Origin of the sequence: Erythrobacter longus (assembly GCF_000715015.1) — a bacterium.
GTDB lineage: Bacteria > Pseudomonadota > Alphaproteobacteria > Sphingomonadales > Sphingomonadaceae > Erythrobacter > Erythrobacter longus.
In genome coordinates, this window is the sequence record NZ_JMIW01000001.1 from 352,633 (window position 1) to 376,000 (window position 23,368).

Here is a 23,368-nt window from a genome sequence, read left to right on the forward strand (position 1 = left end):
AAAGAGCAGTCGCCCAGAGGGTTGTGAGGGTTCGCATGAGTTCAGCGATACCGCTTTCGCAGACCGGCGACAATGGGGTCGAGAGCGGAAGGTCGGCTTTTTACTAACATCATCCTTTCCTCGCCCTCGGATGCGCCCCGCGATACGTTTCCAGCAAGCTCGCAGCATCGACCTTCGTGTAAATCTGTGTCGAACCCAGCGATGCATGACCCAAAAGCTCCTGCAATGACCGCAAATCCGCACCAGCGCTTAGCAAATGCGTTGCAAAGCTGTGCCGCAAGGCGTGGGGCGTTGCCGTGTCCGGTAAACCCAATGCCCGCCGCGCTTTGGCCATCGCCTTTTGCACTATGCCGGGAGAAAGCGGCCCGCCTTTTGCGCCTTTGAAAAGCGCTTCGTCCGCGCCCATTGGATAAGGGCACTGGCCTGCATATTCCGCCACAGCTTCTGCCGTGATCGGCAGGATGGGTACGACCCGTTGCTTGCCGCCTTTGCCCGTTACCATAAGCGTCTCACCCATTGGCACATCGCGGCCTTGCAGGGACAGCGCCTCGGCAATCCGCAGGCCCGAGCCGTACATGAGCAGCAAGACCGCACGGTCCCGCGCACCGATCCAGTCTTCTGCCGCTGTCCCGTCGATCAGGTCAGCGATGTTGACCGCATCATCGGGCGTCACAGGGCGGGGCAGGCCTTTTTTGAGGCGCGGGCCCCGAAGGCGAGGGGCGGCGGGGTCGGGGTCGCCGCTTTCAGCGCGGGCAAAAGCAATGAGCGCCTTTAAAGCGGAAAGCTCTCTTGCAGCGCTTGCATTAGCAAGCCCCTCTGCCCGGCGCGAGGCAAGGTGTGCGCGCAAGTCCTGCGCTTCGATTGCGGCGACATCTTCCCATGAAGCAAGGCCGCGAGCACGGATCAATCGCTGAGCCGCAGAGACATAGGCGCGCACCGTATGGGGGGAGCGCCGCCGAGCATCGGTCAAATGCGCGCGCCAGTCAGCAATAAGCGCGGCTTCCTTCACGACAGCACCAGATCTTCTGCAACAAGCTCGCCAAGGATAGCATCAAGAAGGGGCAAGCCTTTACCTGTCACCCCGATACGGGTTTCGTCAGTCCACAAGAGGCCAAGCGAGCACAAATGTTCGCGTTTTGCCTCATTGATCAGTGCGCCAGCATTCACCCCAAGCCGCTCACCCAGAGCGCTCAGATCAAGCCCTTCAACAAGGCGAAGGCCCATAAGTAGCGCTTCGGATGCCTGTTCGCCTCGCGTCAAATGGCGTTGCTCGGCGATGCCATGCCCGCGCTCGCCAACGGCTTTGAGATAGTTCTCCGGCTTCTTGTGCCGCGTTGTCGCAAATCCGCCCCGGCGACCGTGCGCTCCGGGGCCAATGCCGGCGTAATCCTGATACCGCCAATAGGTGAGGTTGTGGTGGCTTTCCTCACCCGGCTTCGCGTGATTGCTGATCTCATAGGCGGGAAGGCCCTGCGCCGCGGTCATTGCTTGCGTGATGGCGAAAAGCTCGGCGGCTTCATCGTCGTCCAGCGGCGTGAAGACCCCGCGCCGCACATCGGTCGCAAATCTGGTGCCGGGCTCAATCGTGAGCTGGTAGAGCGAGAGGTGGGAAGTGCCGAGGCCAAGCGCGCGGGCAAGCTGCGCCTCCCAATGCTCCGGCGTTTGACCCGGCAGGGCATAGATCACATCGAAATTGACCCGCGAAAAATGCGCCTGCGCCACTTCCAAAGCCGCCAATGCCTCATCCGCTCCATGAAGTCGGCCCAGCCATTGTAAGGTTTGATCCTCAAGTGATTGCACACCCAGCGAAACTCGGTTCACGCCCGCCTGCGCGATGCCAGCAAAGTTGGCGGCTTCGACTGAAGAAGGGTTGGCTTCAAGAGTGATCTCAATGCCAGCATCAAAGCCCCAAAGCGTCTCGGCTTCTTTGAGAAGGCTTTCCACAAGGCGTGGCGGCATGAGTGAAGGCGTGCCCCCGCCAAAGAAGATTGACGTCAGCGTGTCACCCCCTGCTACCCGGCCCGCGACCCCGCCTGCAACTTGGGCTTCGGCGCGCATATCGGCGATGAGCGCGCGCTCCCATGCGTCCACATCAACGCGATCGCGTACGTGACTGTTGAAGTCGCAATAAGGGCATTTCTTGGCGCAAAACGGCCAATGAATGTAAAGAGCGCGGGCCAAAATTGGGGTGTCTCAGTCTTTCATTAAGGGTTGATCGTCCATCCTTTAGGGCATGGTCACCCGCGCGACAATTCTATCTGCCGTTGCAGCGCTCGCTTGCGCCTTATCAATTGGCAGCAACGTCAGTGCGCACGGTGACCTTTCGGGCGAAGAGGCCGCTTGGCTCACCGCGCATAATGACGCGCGTCAAGAATTTGGCACAGCTCCCCTGCAATGGTCGGATAAGCTTACGAGAGAAGCGGAGCAATGGGCGCGTCAGCTTGCGCGTGAAAACACGATGCGCCACTCGCGGCCAGAAGATCGCGGCCGAACGGGCGAGAGCCTGTGGATGGGCACAAGCGGGTATTTTCACCCCGCCCAAATGATCGGCTTTTTCGTCGAGGAGCAGCGATATTTTCAAGCTGGCCGGTTTCCCGATGTATCACGCACGGGAAATTGGGCAGACGTCGGCCACTACACGCAGATAGTGTGGGCTGACACGCGCGAAGTGGGATGCGCCAAGGCTAGCAATGGCCGGAATGACGTGCTGGTGTGCCGCTATTATCCCGGCGGGAATGTGCTGGGCGAGGTGATTGCTCCGCAGCGTAAGGTCGCGCGTCGCTAAGACTTCATGGTCTAAGCGCCGAACTGATCGGCAACCATCTTCGCAAATGCATCGGCGCGGTGGCTGATCGCGTGCTTTTCTGACGGCGCAATTTCGGCGAAAGTCTCAGAGCCATCGCGCGTCGAGGGCACAAACACTGGATCATATCCGAAGCCCATTTCGCCGCGTGGTGGCCAGGTGAGCGCGCCGGGGCATTGCCCTTCGTAAACCGCGTGCTCGCCATCGGGCCAAGCCAGCGCGAGAACGCAATGAAACGCCGCCGAGCGGTCGGTATCAGGGCCCAATTGTTGAAGCATCCCTTCAACCTTGCCCATCGCCATGTACCAATCACGGCCAGGGCTCCCCTCGAACCATTGCCGCTCTGCCCAATCGGCGGTGTAGACGCCGGGACGCCCGCCAAGCGCATCAACGCTAAGCCCGCTATCATCGGCCAGAGCAGCGAGGCCGGATGCCTCTGCCGCAGCGCGCGCTTTGATAAGCGCATTCTCTACAAATGTAGTGCCCGTCTCGGGTGGTTCAGGCAGGCCCAAAGACCCGGCCGATATGCACTTGAGCCCGTAGGGACCAAGCAAGGCCGAGATTTCCTTGAGCTTGCCTTCGTTATGGGTCGCAATGACAAGCGACCCGCCACCCAGTCTGCGTGTCACTTGCTCGCTTCCAACTGCGCTTTGAACACCGCGTCACAACCGATGTTGGCAAGACGCAGAAGGCGCAAGAGGCCCTCTTCATCGTAAGTCGCGCCCTCGGCTGTGGCTTGAACTTCGGCAATTTGCCCGCCGCTGATCAAAACAAAGTTTGCGTCCGCATCGGCGTCGCTGTCTTCGGGATAGTCGAGGTCGAGCACGGGTGTGCCCTTATAAATCCCGCAGGAAATCGCCGCGACTTGCGCTGTGATCGGATCTTCCTTGATATCGCCTGATGCCATGAGGCTGTTCACCGCAAGACGCAGCGCAACCCATGCGCCCGAGATCGAGGCTGTGCGTGTCCCGCCATCGGCCTGAATAACATCGCAGTCGAGAGTGATCTGACGCTCGCCCAGTTTCTTCAAGTCCACCACGGCGCGCAAAGAACGCCCAATAAGACGCTGAATTTCCTGCGTACGGCCCGATTGCTTGCCCCGTGCAGCTTCGCGACTGCCACGAGTGTGGGTGGCGCGTGGGAGCATCGAATATTCACCCGTGACCCAGCCTTCGCCTTTACCGCGAAGCCATGGCGGAATGCGTTCTTCAACAGAGGCTGTGCACAAAACGCGCGTGTCGCCAAAACTGATCAGGCACGACCCTTCTGCGTGTTTGGTAAAGCCTGTTTCGATTGTGATAGCGCGCATTTCATCCGCGCTACGTCCTGAAGGGCGCATGTATGTCTCCAAATAGAATTTGCTTTGACTAGAATTTACGGGGGTCACTGACAGCCAAGGCTTGCCGCCGCAAGCGCAAACACTAAGATTAGCCACATGAACGGCCCCTCGATCACCGAATTGACCACCAGAGCGCGCGACATCTTTCAGCGCGTGGTCGAAGAGTATCTTGAAAATGGCCAGCCCGTGGGGTCCAAAACACTTGCTACGGATGGCGGGATCAATTTGTCGCCTGCCTCCATTCGCTCCGTGCTCGCAGAGTTGGAAGGGCTGGGCTTTCTTGCCGCACCCCATACAAGCGCCGGGCGTATGCCAACCGATGCGGGGCTTCGCATTTTTGTCGATGGCATGATGCGCGTGGCCGAACCCTCGCGCGAGGAACAAGCCCAGATCGAAGCGCGGCTTTCCGAAAGCGGGCCGGTAGAGCAAGCCTTGCAACAGGCGAGCGCTTTATTGTCAGAGCTTTCCGGGGCGGCGGGCATGGTCATGGTGCCAACCCGCGAACAGCGGCTTTCTCAATTCAGCCTTGTAAGCCTTGGCCAGGGACGGGCACTGGCGGTTCTGGTGGGCGAGGATGGCGGTGTGGAAAACCGCGTTCTGGAACTGGGCCCGTCTGAAATGGGCTCGCTTGAAGCGGCGAGCAATTACATCAATTCAAGGCTCGCCGGGCGAACTCTTGCCGAAGCAGCCCAAGCGATGCGCGCCGAGATCAACGCGGGCAAAACCCAGCTCGACACCGCAAGCCGGGACCTTGTCGAACGCGGGCTTGCCGTGTGGAGCAAGGATGCCAATCAGCGCCCCGTCCTGATCGTGCGCGGCGCGTCCAACCTTATTGACGAAACCGCGATGGATGACATTGAACGGGTTCGTTCGCTGCTTGATGACCTTGAGGACAAGCAATCCGTCTCCGCCCTTCTTGAAAGCGCGCGCGAAGCAGAAGCCACGCGCATTTTCATCGGCAGCGAAAACCGATTGTTCGGTCTTTCGGGCTCCTCGGTCATCGCTTCGCCTTACCGCGATAGGGAGGGGAGGGTGGTCGGTGTTCTGGGTGTGATCGGTCCCACGCGCTTGAATTACGCCCGCGTGGTCCCCATGGTGGACTTAACAGCTCGCTCGCTCAGTAAATCTCTGGGTGGTCCGTCGGGCAAATTGATCGCGTAAACCGCAGGAAACACAAAGACATGAACGATGAAAATAAGCCGCAAGCAGATGCGGCCGCTGAAGCTGAATTGAAGGGTGTGCCAGAAGAATTCCTCGATAATGGGGAATGCGAAGCGGAAGGCGAGGGCGACCCTAGCAACGCCATGGCCGAAGCGCTTGAAGCTTTGCGCAATGATCTTGAGGCGGCCAAGCAAGATGTTCTTTATGCCAAGGCAGAAGGGCAAAACGTGCGCCGCCGCGCGGAAAAGGACATTCAGGATGCCCGCAATTATGCCGCAACCGGTTTTGCCCGCGATGTCTTGAGCGTGTGGGACAATCTTTCGCGCGCAGTTGACGCAATCCCCGATAGCCTTCGCGAAGACGAAAAGATGAAGGGCCTCGTGGTCGGCATCGAAGCGACCCAGCGCGAGCTTGAGAAGGTTTTCAAACAGCACGGTGTGGAACGCATTGCCGCAATGGGTATGCCGCTCGACCCCAATCAGCATCAGGCGATGATGGAAATCCCGTCAAACGACCACGAAGCCGGCACTGTCATTCAAGAAATGCAGGCAGGCTGGATGATCAAGGACCGCCTGCTGCGCCCTGCCATGGTGGGTGTAGCGAAGAAGCCGGATTGATAAATTTGTGAGCGGGTCTGGGGCTTTTATCGGACTGGCATTCATTGGACTGCTGGCTCTGCTATTTTGGTGGAGTTGGCCATTTAGACCAAAAGTAAAGCTCCCCGAAGACAGACCGGACATTGCATACCGCCCATTCACCATCCGTTTCGATGTGGAATGCAGGGGAGATGATGCTGCTAAGATTGTTGAAGATCATGCAGTTTCCAGCGAACTCACGAAATTTCTGAAGGGGATTTCCACCGAGCAGCGCGAGCAAATGTTTTCCTTCGCGTACAACGCTAGTTCGAAGGAGCTAACAGGGAGAGCGTCCGGTGAGCTACGCGATACAGCTGTTTTGCTCCTCGTCGACCTATCTGGTTCGATGGCAGAGCAAATTTTCGGCATAGCAGGTGAAATCGAAGCGATCCGCGACCACCTCAGCAAGCAAGGTAGCGCTGTGATGGTAGCCGGCTTCACGACTGTGGGCTGGAAAGGCGGGCAATCACGACAGGAATGGCACTATGCTGGAAGACCTGCCCATCCTGGGCGTTTGTGTGATCTACTCCACATCATCTATCACGATTTCGGCGAGCCAAGCCAATCACCACAGTTCGAGCCCTGGATGCACGTGCCCCTTTTCGAAAATGTGGATGGCGAGTCGCTTAGGTGGGCGAAAGGGAAGCTTCTAAGTAGGCTTGAGAGCAAGAAACTTCTTATCGTCGTGAGTGATGGTGCCCCTGTTGACGACAGCACTCTTCAAGAGAACGGTCCACTTATACTAGAGCGTGACCTTCGCATGGTGCCCCTGTTGACGACAGCACTCTTCAAGAGAACGGTCCACTTATACTAGAGCGTGACCTTCGCAGCGTTGTTCACGAATTGGAGGCGACACCTGCGATCCGGTTGGGTGCGATTGGAGCAGGATTCGATGTCGCTCGATACTACGATTGCTCTCGCAGCGTTGAATATGGGGAGCCAGTCACTCAGGCATTCACCGAGTTGCTGGATGAAATGATTGGCTGTGCCTAGTTCTGCGTCGCACCCTTGAACCGGACGAGCAAGTCGTAAGCCGACTTATCCGCCACTCCGGACAATTTGGCCCCGTGTCTCAGAAGAAATGCATGAGCCACAATTTCGGCCTGCTGCTCTATTCCATAGGCCGTCAACGCAGCGCCGGGTTTCAGGGAATAGCTGTAGCGGCAAAATGGGTGGCGATGCAGGATCAGATACCAGCGCCCAAAGGTTTGCGTCTGCCACACATGGGTAAGCTCATGGATGAAAAACGCCTGAGTGGTTAGCGGGGCGTTTGAAAAGTCATCGCAATACGCCTCACCCTTGGGGTGAAAATACAGATGACCATTGGGCGCCATCGTAATGCGTGATGGTTGAAACGGCCACCATTTGCGGCGCCGTATCCGAATGGGTGCATAATCCAGAGCATCCCCAAAAATGGTGCGGGCAAGCGCAATTTCCCCTCGGCTAAGCGGACGCTCACCCCCAACTGGGCATGCGACTGGATAGGGCTCAGTCAGCGTTCTTCCCCGGCCGCATTGACCTCTGCTTCAAAAGTGTGGGTTGAACCATCCGAAAGAGTGATGGTGACACTGGTGGTTTGACCGGCCTTGATGTCAGGCGACATTTCCATCGCCATGACGTGATACCCGCCGGGTTTAAGTTGGAATGTCTCACCTGAATTAAGGGTGATAGGCCCAGCCATCATCATGGCGCCTCCGGTTCCATCCTCGCCCATCTGGTGGATCATAGCGTTTTGCGCCCCTTCGACGGTAACGCTATCCAATGCGACGGTTGCATCGCCGATATAAGTGAGGTCGAAATACACCGCAGCTGGATTGCCCGACACAGGGGACAGCATCAGGCGCGGATTTGCAACCATAACGCCTTTGACAAGCTGCGTTTCGCCAGATTCGTTGAGCGTGTCATCCTGCGCACCGGGTGCTCGTGTGTTTTGGTCGCAAGCACCAAGCGCCAAAGCGGACATCAAAACCAGAGCAGGGGCTGCAACCCGGCCAGCTGCGGCATTCTTCATAAAAACTCACCTTAATCCTTGGAAAGAGCACTGGAAGGAAGTCATCCCTCTTGTGGATGATGCAAAATCTAGGGCCTCCGGGTTCTTGTGCCAAGCAAAACCACACCTATATCCGCCTCATATTCGAGCCGCCGAGCTGTCTCGCCATATAAGGGAGGCGCAAGGCGCGGTGTCCAACTATATCCTCAGAGGATGGAAAAAACATGGGTAAAGTAATCGGTATTGACCTTGGCACAACCAACAGCTGTGTCTCGGTAATGGATGGTGGCAAACCAAAGGTCATCGAGAATTCAGAAGGCGCACGCACGACGCCTTCGATTGTCGCTTTCACAAAAGACGGCGAACGTCTTATCGGTCAGCCGGCCAAGCGCCAGGCGGTCACCAATCCCGACAATACTCTTTTCGCAATCAAGCGCCTTATCGGTCGCCGGTTCGATGATCCGCTGACGAAGAAGGACATGGAAATTGTCCCTTACGACATCGTCAAGGGCAAGAACGGCGATGCATGGGTTGAAGCCAATGGCGACGATTACTCGCCTTCACAAATTTCTGCCTTCATCCTGCAAAAGATGAAGGAAACAGCCGAGAGCTATCTTGGCGAAACCGTGACGCAGGCGGTTGTGACCGTTCCTGCATACTTTAACGATGCACAGCGTCAGGCAACGAAAGACGCAGGCGAGATCGCCGGTCTTGAAGTGCTTCGTATCATCAACGAGCCAACTGCCGCAGCGCTTGCTTATGGCATGGACAAAGAAGACGGCAAAACCATCGCGGTTTATGACCTTGGTGGTGGTACGTTCGACGTCTCGATCCTCGAGATTGGCGACGGCGTCTTCGAAGTGAAGTCGACCAATGGCGACACCTTCCTTGGCGGTGAAGACTTCGACAATGCGATTGTTGAGCACCTTGCCAGCGCGTTCCAGAAGAAAGAAAACATGGACCTGAAAGCCGACAAGCTCGCGCTTCAGCGTCTGAAGGAAGCAGCCGAAAAAGCGAAGATTGAGCTTTCCTCTTCGGCCACAACCGAAGTGAACCTGCCCTTCATCACCGCACGCATGGAAGGCGGCGCATCGACCCCGCTTCACCTTGTTGAAACAATCACCCGCTCCGACCTTGAAAAGCTCGTTGGTGGTCTGATCGACCGCACGCTTGAGCCTTGCAAGAAGGCGCTCAAAGATGCTGGCGTTTCCAAGAGCGAAATCGACGAGGTTATCCTTGTCGGTGGTATGACCCGTATGCCGCGTGTTCGCGAAGTGGTTGAGAAGTTCTTCGAAGCCAAGCCGCACACCGGCGTAAACCCGGACGAAGTGGTCGCGATGGGCGCGGCCATTCAGGCAGGCGTGCTTCAGGGCGATGTTAAAGACGTTCTGCTGCTCGACGTTACCCCGCTGTCGCTGGGTATTGAAACGCTGGGCGGTGTCTTCACCCGTATGATCGACCGCAACACGACGATCCCGACGAAGAAGACGCAAACTTACTCGACCGCAGAAGACAATCAGAACGCTGTGACGATTAAAGTCTTCCAGGGTGAGCGCGAGATGGCCGCGGACAACAAAATCCTCGGCAATTTCGACCTTGTCGGCATCCCGCCCGCACCGCGCGGTGTTCCTCAGATCGAAGTGACCTTTGACATTGACGCGAACGGCATTGTGTCGGTCAGCGCAAAAGACAAAGGCACCGGCAAAGAGCAAACGATCAAGATCCAGGCCTCTGGCGGTCTGTCGGACAGCGACATCGACCAGATGGTTCAGGATGCTGAGAAGTTTGCCGAAGAAGACAAAAAGCGCCGCGCTAGCGCGGAAGCGCGCAACCAGGCGGACAGCCTTGTCCACGCAACCGAAAAGCAGCTTGAAGACAATGGCGACAAGATCGACGCTGACACCAAGACCGCTGTTGAGGAAGCAATTGCTGCAACCAAAACCGCGCTTGAAGGCGGCGATGCTGACGAGATCAATGCGAAGGCTCAAGAGCTGACGCAAGCAGCCATGAAAATGGGCGAGCAGATCTACAAGCAAGAGCAAGAAGCAGGCGCAGATGGTAGCGATGCTGGCGAAGATGCCGGCTCTGCTGACGAAGCCGATGAGGACGTTGTCGATGCCGAGTTCTCGGAAGTCGACGACGAAAAGCCCAGCGATAACTCGGGCAAAGAGTAACCTTCATAATCTCCCTGTCCTCACTTGCCCGATCAGCGGTGAGGGCAGGGATTTTTCAAAGGCGTTCTCATGGCTGATTATTATCAAACACTTGGTGTGTCGCGCGATAGCGACGCGGGCACTCTGAAATCTGCCTATCGCAAGGCTGCAATGAAGTGGCACCCGGACCGCAATCCAGGTGATGCGCAGGCTGAGGCGAAGTTCAAGGCATTGGGCGAGGCGTACGAAGTCCTCAAAGACCCACAAAAGCGCGCGGCCTACGACCGGTTTGGTCACGACGCCTTTACCCAAGGCATGGGCGGCGGTGGTGCTGGCGGCGGTTTCGGCGGCGGCCAGGAAGGCTTTGGCGACATTGGCGACATCTTCGAAACCATTTTCGGCAGCGCCTTTGGCGGCGGCGGTGGAATGGGCGGCGGACGCCAACGTCAACGCAGGGGCGCTGATCTTCGTTACGATATGGAGATCACCCTCGAAGAAGCATTCGACGGCAAGACAACCGAGATCGAAATCGAGGTTAGCACCGAATGCGAAACCTGCGATGGCTCTGGCGCAACCCCCGGCACGTCCGAACGCACATGCAATATGTGCCACGGTCAAGGGTCTGTGCGCGCCAAACAAGGGTTGTTCGTGGTCGAACGCCCTTGTCCCACATGCGGCGGGCGCGGCTCTGTTATCGAGGACCCTTGCGGTGATTGCCGCGGTGAAGGCCGCAGCGATCAGGCGCAAACGCTCGAGGTCGAAATTCCGCCCGGCGTTGACACTGGCACCCGCATTCGTCTGTCCGGCAAGGGCGAAGCTGGCGGCCGCGGCGCGCCTCCGGGTGACCTCTACATCTTTATCCATGTCAAAAGGCACGCTCTGTTTGAACGCGAGGGTACAACGCTCGCAACACGTGTGCCAGTGACCTTCACAACGGCTGCATTGGGCGGATCGGTCGATATCCCCGATCTCGATGGTTCGACCAATACAATCGACATCCCTGTGGGCATTCAATCGGGCAAGCAATTGCGTGTGCGCGGTGCCGGTATGCCGGTTCTGCAAGGGCGCGGGCGCGGCGATCTGGTGGTAGAGATCAAGGTCGAAACCCCGACCAAGCTCACCCGCAAGCAAAAGGAAATCCTCGAGGAATTCCGCGAGACGGAAACCGGCGATGAATGCCCTGAAAGCCGCACCTTTTTTAGCAAGATCAAGGACGCATTCGGAGCCTGATGGATGAGCGGCGAGGTTCCAATGTCGCCGCTCAAACACTCCCTCAAGGATAGGGCGCTCAATGCCTTTGAGCGCGGCGAAGAGGGCGCAGCCCAACTCCTCGAACAGGCTTTGGCAGAAGGCCCCAATGATGGCCCTCTGCTGATCGCGCATGCTGCGGCCTTGTTTCGTGCGGGCGCGCCCGAACCGTTTGCCCGCCTTGAGACCATGTTAGAGAAAGCCCCTGACTGGGTTGAGGGTCATAAAGCGCTTTGCCGGTTGCGGGCCGAGGCGCGTGCTCCCAATCCGCTTGCGAGTATTGAAGCCGCTTTGGAAAAAGCGCCCAAGAGCCCGCGCCTGTGGATGGCCTATCTCACATTGCTGGGGTCTGCGGGACGGCACGAAGAGGCCGCCGAGCACACAGCCAATTTACGCAAAACAATCGCGGACTTGCCGGAACTTCGCCTGGTCGAGGCCCGTCATAGAGGCTTTGCCAAACAGTTTGAGCAGGCGCAGCGCCTTCTTGTTGACCTGCCAGCGGGCCTGCCAGAACTTGAATTCGAGCGGGCGCGCAATGCAATGCGGATGGGCAAATTGGACAGTGCGAGCGCCGCGCTTGAAACGGTTCTCAAAGAACACCCTAAAGACATCGGCGCATGGGCTCTGGCCGAACTCACGTGGCGCGCGTCTGATAATTCTAGGCACTCATGGCTGTGCCCAAGTGATGCGCTCTTTACGCAAGCGGACTTAGGACTTTCGCAAGGGGAATTGGACACCTTGAGAGACACGCTGCGTGCGCTTCATGTCACCCGCTCGGCGCCGCTCGGTCAAAGTGTCGAGGGCGGAACGCAGACCCACGGCAATCTGCGCTTGCGACATGATCCCGCGATCTCGCATCTGTTTGAAGCCATTGATGCGGCTATCGCTGATTACAGCAGCGGTTTACCCAAACTGCCCGAAGGTCACCCTATGGCTGCGATCCAATCGCGGCGGCCCCAGATTTCTGCCAGCTGGTCAATCCTGCTCTCCAAAGGCGGACGCCACGTGCCGCATTTGCACGACGGAGGGCTGATCAGCTCGGCGGCTCATATTTCCATCCCCGATGACTTGGCGAAAAACGAAGGTCTGCTTGAGCTGGGACGGCCGCCGGAAGATATTCCTCTGAAGGTTGAGCCCATCTCCTCCTTTGCGCCTAAGCCAGGCCATCTCGTGCTGTTCCCGAGCTTTGTCTATCATTCCACATCACGCTTTGCCGAAGGCGAACGGCTGACAGTCGCTTTTGATGCGGTTTGAGGGAGTGGCTCGACACAGGTGCCATGGGATTATAGACCACGGTCTCACTTAAAGGACATCTTCCCATGACCCGTTTGGCCCATCTGGCGATCATTCCCGCCGCTCTTTTCGCGACAACCGCAAGCTCGCAAGGCGATTTTTCAGGCGTCGAGGTCACTGCACAAGAGATCGCGCCGGGTATCGCCGTGCTTTTCGGGGCAGGGGGCAATATCGGGGTCAGTTATGGCGATGAGGCGACCTTGATTATTGACGATCAGTTCGCGCCCTTATCAGCCAAGATCGAGGCGGCCATCGCGGACCTAGACGCAAAGCCAGTCAAATATGTCGTCAACACGCATTGGCACTTTGATCACACCGGAGGGAATGAACATTTTGGCAAAACGGGCGCGACCATTTTCGCTCATCAAGATGTGCGTGTGCGCATGGCTGAGGGGAACCCGGACGGGCCGGGCGGGCGCAATATCCCGCCTGCGCCGCGAGTTGCATTGCCGATTGTCACCTATGATCAGGGTCTTCGCATTCACCTCAATGGCGACACGATCAATGTGATGTTCCTTGGCGGTGGTCACACCGACGGTGACAGCGTCATCTTCTGGGAAGAGGACAACGTCGTCCACATGGGCGATCTCTATTTCAAGATTTCAGGTTACCCCTTCATCGACGTCAAATCGGGCGGCAATGTTTATGACGCGATGCGTTCGCTGGACCTCGTCATTGCCCGCATTGATAGCGATACAAAGGTGATCCCAGGCCATGGTTCGATGTCGAATAAAGCGGAACTCACCGCCTATCGCGCGATGATTGGCGAAGTCGTGCGCCGGGTAGAGGAGCTTCGCGGGCAAGGATTGACCCTTGAAGAAGCGCTTGCGACCAAACCTCTGGCGGACATCGACCGGGGCGAGGGCGGGTTTATCGGACCCGATGCGTTCGTAACGGCGGTCTGGGACAGCGCGCGCTAAGCGGGACTAGTCACCCAGACGCGCAATCACTTCGCCGCGCAATTGTTCGATCAATGCGCTGCTGCACCGTCTGGTTTTCGCCTCTTCGTCCAAAATGGCAAGGAAGGCCGAGCGTTTGGCGCTGCGAACGGCGTCTTCGCCCATGGGTATCTCCAAGGTCGAAACCACAAGATCAATCATCCGTTCAGCCCCGTGCAGGCGGCCCCAGATGTAGTCGTTCTCCCGGTAAGACCGGCTGAAAAACGCGCCGAAGTTGTAAAACTCCGTGCCGCGCAAAGTATCATTCGTGCCCCCTTCGCGGATAGAGCGGGCATCATCAGGTGAGATGCGGTCGATCTTGACCGGGTTGTATTCATCAAGCCGCTCGCTTTGGAGCAAAGGCAAGGTCGCGACATCGTAGAAGGGAAAGCCGAGATAGGTGAGCAGCATCCGGCGTTTCAGATTGCGCGGCATTTCTGAAAGCGCTTCTGCAAGAAGGTTTTCTGCCTCAATGTCGATTTCTGGCGGCATACGATTGCGGGCAAGGAAATCGAGAACAGCGCCCGGGTCCTCAATCGCAGTAGCGGCGATGGGCGCAAAACCTTTGCCCAAATGCGCCACATCATCGACACCTTCGTATAGGCTGAGGATATGGTAGATTTTGCCGCGCGCTAAATCGAGCGCATCGTCGGGGATGTCGGGGTCGATTTCCCAGTCACGCGATAGCCTGCGGGCAAGGAGCTGCAATCGCCTGATCCGAAAGCCGACATCGTGCGAGCGGAAGAAAGCAATCGCTTCCGGTGAGGCTCCGCTGTCGTCGCACAGCCGTGCAAGACCGCGGGTGGCCAATTCGCGCCGGAAATCATTCGCCACCCGGTCGCAATCAGACATCGCAAACCCCGGCACAGCTTTACAGGTGAGCTCCGCAAGCCGGTCCAGAATTACGCTGAACTTGGTTTCGGCATAAGCGCTAAAGGTATAGCCCGCCCGGTCCGCTGCTGCGGTCTGGGCCTTGGCGCGCCAACTGGACAGCCGCTTGGGCGTGGGACTGTCGAGGAAGAATGTGCGCCCGAACAGCTTTTCTACCGCGCGGTCGATATCGGGCCGCAAACCCATCACGATCTGGCGAAGTCGGTGCGCATCGCGTGATTGTTTCTCAATCCGTTCCAGATCATCTCGGATCGGTTGTTCGCGCGGGATCGTGGAGAGCGCGCCAAAAATGGTACTAAACCAGCCAAGAGGGCGGATGGTGGTTTCACCTTCCGCATTCTCGCTTTCAACAGGTGAACGATCAGGGCGCGGCTCAATATACACAAACCGCCGGTCCACTTCGCGCTGCGACGTGCGTCCTTTCATCGCTTTGAGAGCCGCACCAAAAGGCGCGTTGACCAGAACCGCACCGTCGATGAGCGCGACATCATTGACCGTTCCTTCGTGCACATGGGCTGGCATGATGCGTGAAAGAAAGCTGCCGCGCGTGGCCCAGTGGTGGCCCTCCATCGCTGCAAGCCGGTCGATCTCATCCAGCATCACGGGCGGGAAAGCTCCGGGAAAGCTCGCGGTTGCGCGTGCGGCAAGAACCAGTTCCAAGGGATCTGCCAATTGCCCGCCCGGTTGGAGGAGTGCTTTCGCCTCAAAGGCAATCGGCATCCGGTGCTCGGTCTCTTCCACTTGCGGAGGCGAATTCAGGCGAAGGGTTTCGGCGTGCCCTCTAAAATCGGTTGCTGTGACAAGCAGATTAACCGAGTGGGAGGGCGGGAGCAGAACCGGTCCCGGCTTTGTGTCCTCCATGCTTTGCAATGCCTCAAACAGCATCTCTGAAAACCGTTCGCCCGAAAAGGGCGGGCTAAACCAGCGGCCACGAACAAGCGATGAAACCTTTTCGCGCACCTCTTTGCGTGTTTCAGGGGAGACCGTTTCATCAACCGCATTCCCGCTGCGCCGCAAAAGCCAATCAGCAAAGGGTTGAGCCCAGAATTTGGCAAATCGCCATCCTGGCCGGGCTTCGCGCGCGGTAAGTTCGGTTACGTCTGCATTCTTCAGCCACAGATCGGTAACCGGCTCAAGCGAGCCGCCAGAATACAGCGCCTGCGCCAGAAACACCGCGTTAATCCCGCCAGCGCTTGCGCCTGTCAAAATATCCGGCAGGACGCGCAGCCTGACATCTTGCTCACTCTCTATACGCGCCAGAAGATCGCGGTAGACACCCGCAACCCCATCCAATTCTTCGCCGTCAAGATGCGCGCGGCTGGCTCTGGCAAGGTGCCAGACTTCCTTTGTCACGCCGTGCATATAAACCGCGAGACTGACGCCGCCGTAACAGACAAGAGCAAGACGAAGTTCTTTTTGCCGCATAGTCACTTGTCCATGCCGGGAAATCACACTTCACGCAATTGCGTTCCTCAAATGTTCTGGTTAAAGATCACCCATGGCAAAGGCAAAGAAAAGATATGTGTGCTCCAATTGCGGCGCGGTGAGCCCGCGTTGGCAGGGACAATGCGGTGACTGTTCAGAATGGAACACGCTTGGCGAAGATGTGCCTGCGACCGTTTTCTCGCAAAAGCATGACCTTTCCAGCGGGGGCAGGGGGATTGAATTCATCCCCCTTAATCGCCCTGCTGAAATGCCGATTCGCAAATCAACGGGTTATGCCGAATTTGACCGGGCGCTGGGCGGGGGGATCGTGCCGGGCTCCGCTATCCTGATGGGCGGCGATCCGGGGATCGGGAAGTCGACGCTTCTTTTGCAGACCGCCGCGACGATTGCGCGCGGCGGAAATGACGTTGTCTATGTCAGCGGAGAGGAAGCCGCAGGCCAAGTGCGTCTGCGGGCACAGCGGCTGGGCGTGGTGGATGCACCTATCAGGCTGGCCTCTGAAACGTCCGTACGCGATATTCTGACAACCCTGGGGCAGGGGGAACCGCCAGCGCTGCTGATCATCGATTCTATTCAGACCATGCACTCCGACACCATCGAGGGCGCGCCGGGCACGGTTAGCCAGGTGCGAGGATGTGCGCTTGAATTGATCCGTTTTGCCAAGGCGACAGGCACAGCGCTTGTGCTGGTTGGCCATGTGACCAAGGACGGCAGCATCGCTGGCCCGCGCGTGCTTGAACATATGGTCGATGTCGTGATGAGCTTTGAGGGCGAGCGCAGCCACCAATACCGCATCCTTCGCTCGCTCAAGAACCGGTTTGGCGCGGTCGATGAAATCGGCGTTTTCTCGATGGTCAGCGAGGGGCTGGAAGAAGTGTCCAACCCTTCCATGCTGTTCCTGTCAGGCCGCGATCACCCCTTGGCAGGAAGCGCGGTGTTCCCCGCCCTTGAAGGCACGCGGCCCGTACTGGTCGAGATCCAGGCGCTTATCGTGCGGCTCCAATCGGGCGCAACGCCGCGCCGCGCGGTCGTTGGCTGGGACAATGGCCGATTGGCGATGCTGCTTGCGGTTTTGGAATCGCGCTGCGGGCTCAGCTTTTCAAGCGCAGAGGTTTATCTCAATATTGCGGGCGGATACCGGCTTGCTGACCCTGCGGCCGATTTGGCGGTGGCGGCCGCGCTGGTCTCGGCCTTGGCGGACAAGCCATTGCCGCAAAAATCAACGTGGTTTGGCGAAGTTTCTCTGGCTGGAGAGATTCGCCCCGTCGCTCACGCTGATCTCAGACTGCGCGAGGCGGCGAAACTTGGCTTTGCAAAAGGCTACGGTCCGTCGGATGCAAAGACCGGCTCGTCGAAGCTTGATTACAAAGGGCTAAGCCAACTTTCCAATCTCGTTGACCATGTGGTGACGAACGCATAACTCGCATCCTGTTATGACCGTGTTTGACATCATCGTTCTCATTATTGTTGCAGTAGCGGCGGTTGGCGGGTTTTTAAGGGGCCTTGTGCAAGAAGTTTTAAGCCTCGCGGCTTGGATCTTGGCGGCTTGCTCGGTCTATTACCTGCACGGCGATTTCACTCAATTCTTGCGCGGGTTCTATGACCTTGATCCAGGCGCTGGCATTCTCGCTTTCGCAATCCTGCTCCTTATCCCCTACGCCGCGATGAAGCTGATCGCTGGCAACGTCGGAGAGGCATCGCGCGGTTCCATCCTTGGTCCCATCGACAGGGTGCTGGGCTTTGGCTTTGGAGCAATCAAGGGCGCACTCATCGTGATCTTTGCGTTTTCGCTGCTCGTGCTCGGCTTTGATACGGTGTGGGGCTTCAAAGGGCGACCTGACTGGATCGCGCAGGCGCGGACCTATCCCGCAGCCGATGCTTTTTCGCGCGAGCTGGTAGACATGATCGCGGTGCGCCGGGACAAGATTAACGCAGAGCGGGATAGCGCTGCGGATGAATAGGCGCCTTGGCGGGCAAGCCCGTGGCTAATCAACCGGCGAGCAAGCTCTACACCCCGAACCTACTCGCCTTGGCAACGCAGCTTGCGGATTATCCTTTGGACAAGGAATTCTCCCACAAGGCGCAAGTACGCTCGCGCACCTGCGGGAGCACAATGGAAATCGGGGTCGATCTTGACGCAGCAGGGTGCGTTGCGCGCCTTGGCATGCAGGTGAGCGCTTGCGCTGTTGGACAAAGCTCGGCTGCGATCATGGCAGCAGGGGCGACGGGGCGAAGCGTCGAAGAAATCGCGGCAGTAAACGACGCGCTTTCGGCTTGGCTTCTAGCGGATAGCGAAGACGAAACCGGCTTACCGGATTGGCCAGGGCTCGATGCGCTCAAACCCGCGCGCGAGCACAAAGGGCGACACGGCGCTTTGTTATTGGCGTGGGATACCATCACAAGGGCGCTTTCCACCGAGGCGGGCACACGTTAAGCCTCTCGCGCAAAGAGCCGCAAACAATGATCATGGCTTAAGTGAACGGGGAAATATGTCATCACCATCTGTAATAAGTGATGCCGCTGCACTTGCAGCGCGTGAGCCGACAAAGAAGGAAATCCGTCTTGTCGTTGGCGCGTCCAGCGCGGGGACCATTTTTGAATGGTACGACTTCTTTATCTACGGGACACTTGCCTACATCCTGAAAGACGCGTTTTACGATGTGGATGACCCGACTCTTGGACTTCTGCTCGTGTGGTCGACCTTTGCGGTTGGCTTTGCCTTCCGGCCAATCGGCGCGATCCTGTTCGGGTTTTTGGGTGATAAGCTGGGGCGCAAATACACCTTTCTTGTGACGGTTACATTGATGGGGATCGCGACGGCCGGGGTGGGTTTTATCCCAACGGTCGACACTATCGGCGTGGCTGCGCCCATTATCGTCATTATATTGCGCGTCCTTCAAGGCCTTGCGCTAGGCGGTGAATATGGCGGCGCGGCAATTTATGTTGCGGAACACTCTCCCCCCGATCAACGCGGTTATTACACCAGCTATATTCAGGCGAGCGTCGCGGGCGGATTTGTGCTGTCGATCATCGTGGTGCTGGCGTGCCGCTTCCTTATTCCAGAGGCTGAATTTGAGGCATGGGGCTGGCGCGTGCCGTTCCTGCTGTCGATTTTGCTGCTCGCGATCTCGCTCTGGATGCGCCTCATGCTTTCAGAAAGTCCGGTATTCCAGGCGATGAAAGAAGCGGGCGAGACGGCCGGCAATCCGTTCGTTGAAAGCTTCACCTACCCCGGCAACAAAAAGCGTATCTTTGTAGCCCTGTTTGGTGTGACCGGTATTCTGACAACCATTTGGTACACCGCCTTCTTCTCGGGCATGAGCTTCCTTCGCGGGCCCATGCATGTGGAGGCTTTTACGGTTGAACTCATCCTCCTTGTCGCAGGGTCAATCGGGATGGGTTTCTATATTCTGGTGGGCAAATGGTCGGACAAGGTCGGGCGCAAGCTGCCGATTATGATCGGTGCGATTGCTACTTTGGCACTTCTCTTCCCCGCATTCTGGGGTTTGGGAAGCCTTGCCAACCCTGCGCTTGCCGAAGCATCCGAACGCACGCCCATTGTGGTCAGCGGTCCAGAATGCGTAACCGATCCGTTCGCAGAACTGTTTGACCGGGACCAGACCGATTGCGGCAAGATCCTCGGCACGCTGACCGCGTCGGGCGTGACCTACACATTGACGCCTGGCGATGAGCTCAAGATTACGGTTGCCGGCAACGCAATTGATCAGGAGCCGCAATGGTTCGAAAGCGGCACAGCGCGGACCGAAGGCGTGCAGGCGGCTTTGAGCGAATACGGCTTTGACTTCTCCAAGCAGCAGCCATCCTTTGCCAACATTGTCGGGATCATAGGGATATTGCTCGTCCTCGCGATGCTGTCTGCCCTCACATATGGCTCTGTCGCTGCGCTTTTGTCGGAGATGTTCCCGCCCAAAATCCGCTATTCCTCCATGTCGATCCCCTATCACATCGGGGCGGGGTATCTGGGCGGGTTCCTGCCGCTTATCGCAGGGGTGATCGTGGCGAGCACGGGCGATATTTACGCCGGGCTCTGGTACACATGGGGCATTGTTGCATTCGGTATTGTGGTGGCATGGTGGGGCATTCCAGGCGGCCCGCCCAAAGACTTTGCAGACGATGTTGCCACCTGAGCCCACCCTTCGGCTAAGCATCGACAGCCACGCGCTGGCGCACAATTGGCGTGAGCTTGATGCGCTCTCAGGAGATGCCGCAGCAGGCGCTGCGATAAAGGCCAATTGCTATGGTCTTGGCATCGACCATTGCCTGCCGACTTTGCGCGATGAGGGTTGCGAAAACTTCTTCGTCGCCCATTGGAGCGAGGTTGATGCAGCCCGCGCCCACGTGCCTGCGCACAAAATTGCGGTCCTGCATGGTCCCATGCGCGACAGCGACGTCGCCTATGCCAAGGCGACCGGGGCCGTGCCGGTCATCAATTCGCTTTCACAGGCGCGGCGTTGGACACAAGGCGCAGGGCAAACATGCCACCTGATGATTGATACAGGGATCAACCGGCTTGGCATATCACCCGGTGAGATCAGCGATCCTGCTATCAAAGCGCTCAATATCGATACCGTGATGAGCCATCTTTCAAGCGCTGATGAAGAGAGCGACGCGAACAGGCAGCAGCTAAAAGCCTTTCGCGAATGCCTGCCCCATCTCTCTTTCAAAAAGGCCAGCCTCGCAAACAGCGCAGGGATTGCACTTGGTGCAGATTATGCGTTTGACCTGACCCGGCCTGGCCTTGCGCTTTACGGCGGGGTTCCGCGTCCCGAATTGCAAGACACTATCCGCCAGGTTGCCTACGTCGAAGTGGCTGTGATCCAGACACGTATTCTGAGCGCAGGCGACGCTGTTGGATATAATGGAGCCTACATCGCTGAAACACCGATGCCGGTGGCGACGGTCTCGCTTGGCTATGCCGATGGATTTTTGCGGGTGCGAGGTCCCGGAAATGCGTTGATGTATGGCGAGGCAAGGCTCCCCATTCTTGGCAAAGTGTCGATGGACATGGTGGTCGTCGATCTTTCAGCCGCGCCCGGCATTGCCGAAGGGGACTGGTTGCAAGTGCCGTTCAACCTTCCCGATGCTGCGCAGCAAAGCACTCTTTCGCAATATGAATTGCTGACGGTTCTGGGTTCGCGCTGGGGTTGAGATTGCCGCGCTATCGCGGGTTTGTTCACAGATGTAACGCAATTGTTGCACCGCACATTGTGCAGGTGCTAAGGCTGCAGCATAACTATTTCGGGAAATGTTATGCCTCGCAAGAACGCTGATCCGGCGATGAATGTCTCTGACGATACCATTGTCATCAAAAAATACGCCAATCGGCGCCTCTACAACACTGCTTCCTCCAGCTACATCACGCTAGACGACCTTGCTTCGATGGTCCGCGAAAACGTCGAATTTGCGGTCTTCGATGCAAAATCGGGCGATGATATTACGCATTCGATCCTGACCCAGATCATCATGGATGAAGAAGCCAATGGCGAGCAGATGTTGCCCGTCAGCTTCCTTCGCCAGTTGATCTCGATGTACGGCAATTCGATGCAGAGCATGATGCCATCCTACCTTGAGGCAACGGTCACAAACTTTCGCGAAAAGCAGACCGAAATCCGCGAGGCCTTTGAAAAGGGCATGGCCAACAACCCGATCAGCGCGATCCACGAAACCAATATGGCAATGATGCGCGCAGCAGCCGAGACTTTCATTCCGGGCGTCAGCGGGAAAAGCAGCGCGAAGAAAGCAAAAAGCGGGCCCAAAGAAGGGTCCGGCGATGAAATCGCAGCCCTGCGCGAACAGATGGCAGCCATGCAAAAGAAGCTGGACGATCTTAGCAAATAGCGGCAGGCGCCACGGCACAATTACAAAGCTCAAAAATAGGAAAAACCCTCGTGTCCAACATTAGGCACGCGCTCAACGTGAAGCGCGAAGACGATTTTGCCAAATGGTATCAAGAAGTCATCAGCGCCGCTGACCTTGCTGAAGAGTCGGGCGTGCGTGGGTGCATGGTAATCAAGCCGTGGGGCTATGGCATTTGGGAGCGCGTCCAGCGCTTGATGGATGACCGGATCAAGGCCGCTGGCATTGCGAACGCCTATTTCCCGCTGTTCATCCCGCTCGCCAATTTTGAGCGTGAGGCGGACCATGTTGATGGCTTTGCAAAAGAAATGGCCGTCGTCACTCACCACCGCCTGATCGCGGACGGGAAGGGCGGGTTGATCCCCGATCCAGAGGCGAAACTCGAAGAGCCTCTGGTTGTGCGCCCAACATCCGAAACCATTATCGGCGATGCAATGGCGCGCTGGATTCAGTCCTGGCGCGATCTGCCTTTGATGCTCAACCAATGGGCCAATGTTGTTCGGTGGGAGATGCGCACGCGGATGTTCCTGCGCACGAGCGAGTTCCTTTGGCAAGAAGGCCACACCGCCCACGCCACGCGTGAAGAGGCGCTGGAGGAAACGCACCGCGCGCTCGAAATGTACCGGGCCTGCGTTGAAGAAGACCTCGCCATGCCGGTGATCGCGGGCGAAAAGCCTGAGAATGAGCGTTTTCCGGGAGCGGACGAAACATGGTCGATCGAGGCCATGATGCAGGATGGTAAAGCGCTCCAAGCGGGCACATCGCATTATCTGGGCACCAGTTTCGCAAGCGCGGCGGGCATTCATTATCAGGACAAAGAGGGCCAACAACAGCTGTGCCACACGACGAGCTGGGGCACGTCCACGAGGCTGATTGGCGGGGTTGTGATGACCCACGGCGATGACGATGGCCTGCGCGTGCCCCCACGCATTGCGCCGCATCAAATCATCATCCTGCCAATGCTTCGCGACAAGCCAGAGGATGAGGCTGTGCTCGCCTATTGCGAGGAGGTTCGCAAATCCTTGGCGGGCGTTTCTGCCTTGGGTGAGCCGGTCCGCGTGCTGCTTGACAAGACGCCGGGCAAGGCGGCCGCAAAGCGCTGGAACTGGGTCAAGAAAGGCGCACCGATTATCGTCGAGGTTGGCACGCGCGATATGGAAAACGGCAAGGTAGCTGTGCTTCGCCGCGATGCTTTGTGGAACATGGACAATGGCAAGCCTGCGATGGCTTTCACCGCGCGCGATGAATTTGTTGGGGGCGTTGCGGCCTTGCTCGAAGACATTCAGGCGGGACTTTTCAACGAAGCCAGAGAACGCCGCGATGCGAAGATCACTCGCGGGATGACTGATTGGCACGATGTCGTAAATTCCTTCCGCAAAGGCGGCAAATATCCTGGCTGGGTAGAGGTCCAATGGGCAAAACCAAGCGGCGCTGAACTCGAAGCGGTGGTTGAAAAGCTGAAGGCTGAAAAACTCACCTTCCGCAATGTGCCGCGTGATCCATTGGGTGATGGAACGCCTGACGACGGTGTTTGCATCTTCTCTGGCAAACCTGCGGTCGAGCGGATTTTGATAGCGCGCGCCTACTAGATGGC

Annotated in this window: 23 protein-coding genes; 16 read left to right on the forward strand and 7 right to left on the reverse strand. The window is 57.7% G+C overall.

From position 1 onward, the window contains the following. Positions 1-109: 109 nt before the first annotated feature. Together EH31_RS01725 and hemW are read right to left on the reverse strand one after the other, a co-directional pair. Positions 110-1,009 (reverse strand): tyrosine recombinase XerC, encoded by a 900-nt coding sequence (locus EH31_RS01725; RefSeq protein ID WP_034957683.1) that lies wholly within the window; start codon positions 1,007-1,009, stop codon positions 110-112. Further along, positions 1,006-2,181 (reverse strand): radical SAM family heme chaperone HemW, encoded by a 1,176-nt coding sequence (gene hemW, locus EH31_RS01730; protein WP_034957684.1) that lies wholly within the window; start codon positions 2,179-2,181, stop codon positions 1,006-1,008. The genes EH31_RS01725 and hemW overlap by 4 nt, the downstream gene beginning before the upstream one ends. Before the next feature lie 52 nt (positions 2,182-2,233). Here hemW and EH31_RS01735 point away from each other — a divergent pair, with 52 nt between their 5' ends. Further along, complete coding sequence (locus tag EH31_RS01735; RefSeq protein WP_034957685.1) at positions 2,234-2,785, forward strand: CAP domain-containing protein; 552 nt, start codon at positions 2,234-2,236, stop codon at positions 2,783-2,785. An 11-nt stretch (positions 2,786-2,796) separates the two neighbouring features. Here EH31_RS01735 and rdgB read toward each other — a convergent pair whose 3' ends face one another. Then, a complete protein-coding gene (gene rdgB / locus EH31_RS01740) occupies positions 2,797-3,432 on the reverse strand; it encodes an RdgB/HAM1 family non-canonical purine NTP pyrophosphatase (protein ID WP_034957686.1) in 636 nt (211 codons plus the stop codon). Beyond that, positions 3,429-4,142: a ribonuclease PH gene (gene rph, locus EH31_RS01745; protein ID WP_034957687.1), complete on the reverse strand. Its 714-nt coding sequence runs from the start codon at positions 4,140-4,142 to the stop codon at positions 3,429-3,431. Before rph ends, rdgB begins: the two co-directional genes overlap by 4 nt. A 96-nt stretch (positions 4,143-4,238) precedes the next feature. Here rph and hrcA point away from each other — a divergent pair, with 96 nt between their 5' ends. Genes hrcA through EH31_RS18115 form a run of 4 tightly spaced genes read left to right on the forward strand, consistent with a single transcriptional unit; the run spans position 4,239 to position 6,931 of the window. Further along, a complete protein-coding gene (gene hrcA, locus EH31_RS01750; protein ID WP_034957688.1) occupies positions 4,239-5,303 on the forward strand; it encodes a heat-inducible transcriptional repressor HrcA in 1,065 nt (354 codons plus the stop codon). Positions 5,304-5,323: 20 nt separating this feature from the next. Further along, positions 5,324-5,920 carry a nucleotide exchange factor GrpE gene (grpE, locus tag EH31_RS01755; RefSeq protein ID WP_034957689.1) on the forward strand — a complete coding sequence of 199 codons (597 nt, stop codon included), beginning with the start codon at positions 5,324-5,326 and terminating at the stop codon, positions 5,918-5,920. A 7-nt stretch (positions 5,921-5,927) separates the two neighbouring features. Further along, positions 5,928-6,752, forward strand: coding sequence for a cobaltochelatase CobT-related protein (locus EH31_RS01760; protein ID WP_152553428.1), 825 nt, complete (start codon positions 5,928-5,930; stop codon positions 6,750-6,752). Continuing rightward, positions 6,746-6,931 carry a cobaltochelatase CobT-related protein gene (locus tag EH31_RS18115; RefSeq protein WP_422110916.1) on the forward strand — a complete coding sequence of 62 codons (186 nt, stop codon included), beginning with the start codon at positions 6,746-6,748 and terminating at the stop codon, positions 6,929-6,931. The genes EH31_RS01760 and EH31_RS18115 overlap by 7 nt, the downstream gene beginning before the upstream one ends. Here the strand turns inward: EH31_RS18115 and EH31_RS01765 are convergent. Together EH31_RS01765 and EH31_RS01770 are read right to left on the reverse strand one after the other, a co-directional pair. Then, positions 6,928-7,272: a hypothetical protein gene (locus EH31_RS01765; protein ID WP_422110908.1), complete on the reverse strand. Its 345-nt coding sequence runs from the start codon at positions 7,270-7,272 to the stop codon at positions 6,928-6,930. The two genes, EH31_RS18115 and EH31_RS01765, sit on opposite strands and share 4 nt — an antisense overlap. Positions 7,273-7,430: 158 nt before the next feature. After that, positions 7,431-7,949, reverse strand: a complete 519-nt coding sequence (locus EH31_RS01770) for a copper chaperone PCu(A)C (RefSeq protein WP_034957691.1) — start codon at positions 7,947-7,949, stop codon at positions 7,431-7,433. Between the two features lie 203 nt (positions 7,950-8,152). Between EH31_RS01770 and dnaK the strand changes: the two genes are divergently transcribed. The 4 genes from dnaK to EH31_RS01790 all read left to right on the forward strand — a co-directional run bounded on the left by dnaK (position 8,153) and on the right by EH31_RS01790 (position 13,542). Next, entirely contained in the window at positions 8,153-10,102 is a 1,950-nt protein-coding gene (gene dnaK / locus EH31_RS01775; protein WP_034957692.1) for a molecular chaperone DnaK, read from the forward strand. A 69-nt stretch (positions 10,103-10,171) separates the two neighbouring features. Beyond that, positions 10,172-11,311, forward strand: a complete 1,140-nt coding sequence (dnaJ, locus tag EH31_RS01780) for a molecular chaperone DnaJ (protein ID WP_034957694.1) — start codon at positions 10,172-10,174, stop codon at positions 11,309-11,311. Positions 11,312-11,314: 3 nt separating this feature from the next. After that, complete coding sequence (locus tag EH31_RS01785) at positions 11,315-12,583, forward strand: putative 2OG-Fe(II) oxygenase (RefSeq protein ID WP_034957695.1); 1,269 nt, start codon at positions 11,315-11,317, stop codon at positions 12,581-12,583. A gap of 65 nt (positions 12,584-12,648) precedes the next feature. After that, a complete protein-coding gene (locus EH31_RS01790) occupies positions 12,649-13,542 on the forward strand; it encodes an MBL fold metallo-hydrolase (protein WP_034957696.1) in 894 nt (297 codons plus the stop codon). Between the two features lie 6 nt (positions 13,543-13,548). On the opposite strand, the gene EH31_RS01795 is transcribed toward EH31_RS01790, so the two are convergent. Further along, complete coding sequence (locus EH31_RS01795; RefSeq protein ID WP_034957697.1) at positions 13,549-15,876, reverse strand: patatin-like protein; 2,328 nt, start codon at positions 15,874-15,876, stop codon at positions 13,549-13,551. A 73-nt stretch (positions 15,877-15,949) separates the two neighbouring features. Here EH31_RS01795 and radA point away from each other — a divergent pair, with 73 nt between their 5' ends. The 7 genes from radA (at position 15,950) to proS (ending at position 23,363) form a co-directional block, all read left to right on the forward strand. Beyond that, positions 15,950-17,317 carry a DNA repair protein RadA gene (gene radA, locus EH31_RS01800; RefSeq protein ID WP_034957698.1) on the forward strand — a complete coding sequence of 456 codons (1,368 nt, stop codon included), beginning with the start codon at positions 15,950-15,952 and terminating at the stop codon, positions 17,315-17,317. Between the two features lie 13 nt (positions 17,318-17,330). Then, complete coding sequence (locus EH31_RS01805; RefSeq protein ID WP_034957699.1) at positions 17,331-17,858, forward strand: CvpA family protein; 528 nt, start codon at positions 17,331-17,333, stop codon at positions 17,856-17,858. A gap of 20 nt (positions 17,859-17,878) precedes the next feature. Next, the gene (locus EH31_RS01810) at positions 17,879-18,331 is read left to right on the forward strand and encodes an iron-sulfur cluster assembly scaffold protein (RefSeq protein WP_051698979.1); all 453 of its coding nucleotides are present in this window, start codon (positions 17,879-17,881) and stop codon (positions 18,329-18,331) included. A gap of 55 nt (positions 18,332-18,386) precedes the next feature. Continuing rightward, positions 18,387-20,045 (forward strand): MFS transporter, encoded by a 1,659-nt coding sequence (locus tag EH31_RS01815; RefSeq protein ID WP_051698858.1) that lies wholly within the window; start codon positions 18,387-18,389, stop codon positions 20,043-20,045. Next, positions 20,032-21,066, forward strand: a complete 1,035-nt coding sequence (alr, locus tag EH31_RS01820; protein WP_034957700.1) for an alanine racemase — start codon at positions 20,032-20,034, stop codon at positions 21,064-21,066. The genes EH31_RS01815 and alr overlap by 14 nt, the downstream gene beginning before the upstream one ends. 102 nt (positions 21,067-21,168) lie before the next feature. Further along, complete coding sequence (phaR, locus tag EH31_RS01825; RefSeq protein ID WP_034957701.1) at positions 21,169-21,756, forward strand: polyhydroxyalkanoate synthesis repressor PhaR; 588 nt, start codon at positions 21,169-21,171, stop codon at positions 21,754-21,756. Positions 21,757-21,806: 50 nt separating this feature from the next. After that, positions 21,807-23,363, forward strand: a complete 1,557-nt coding sequence (gene proS / locus EH31_RS01830) for a proline--tRNA ligase (protein ID WP_034957702.1) — start codon at positions 21,807-21,809, stop codon at positions 23,361-23,363. Positions 23,364-23,368 lie beyond the last annotated feature (5 nt).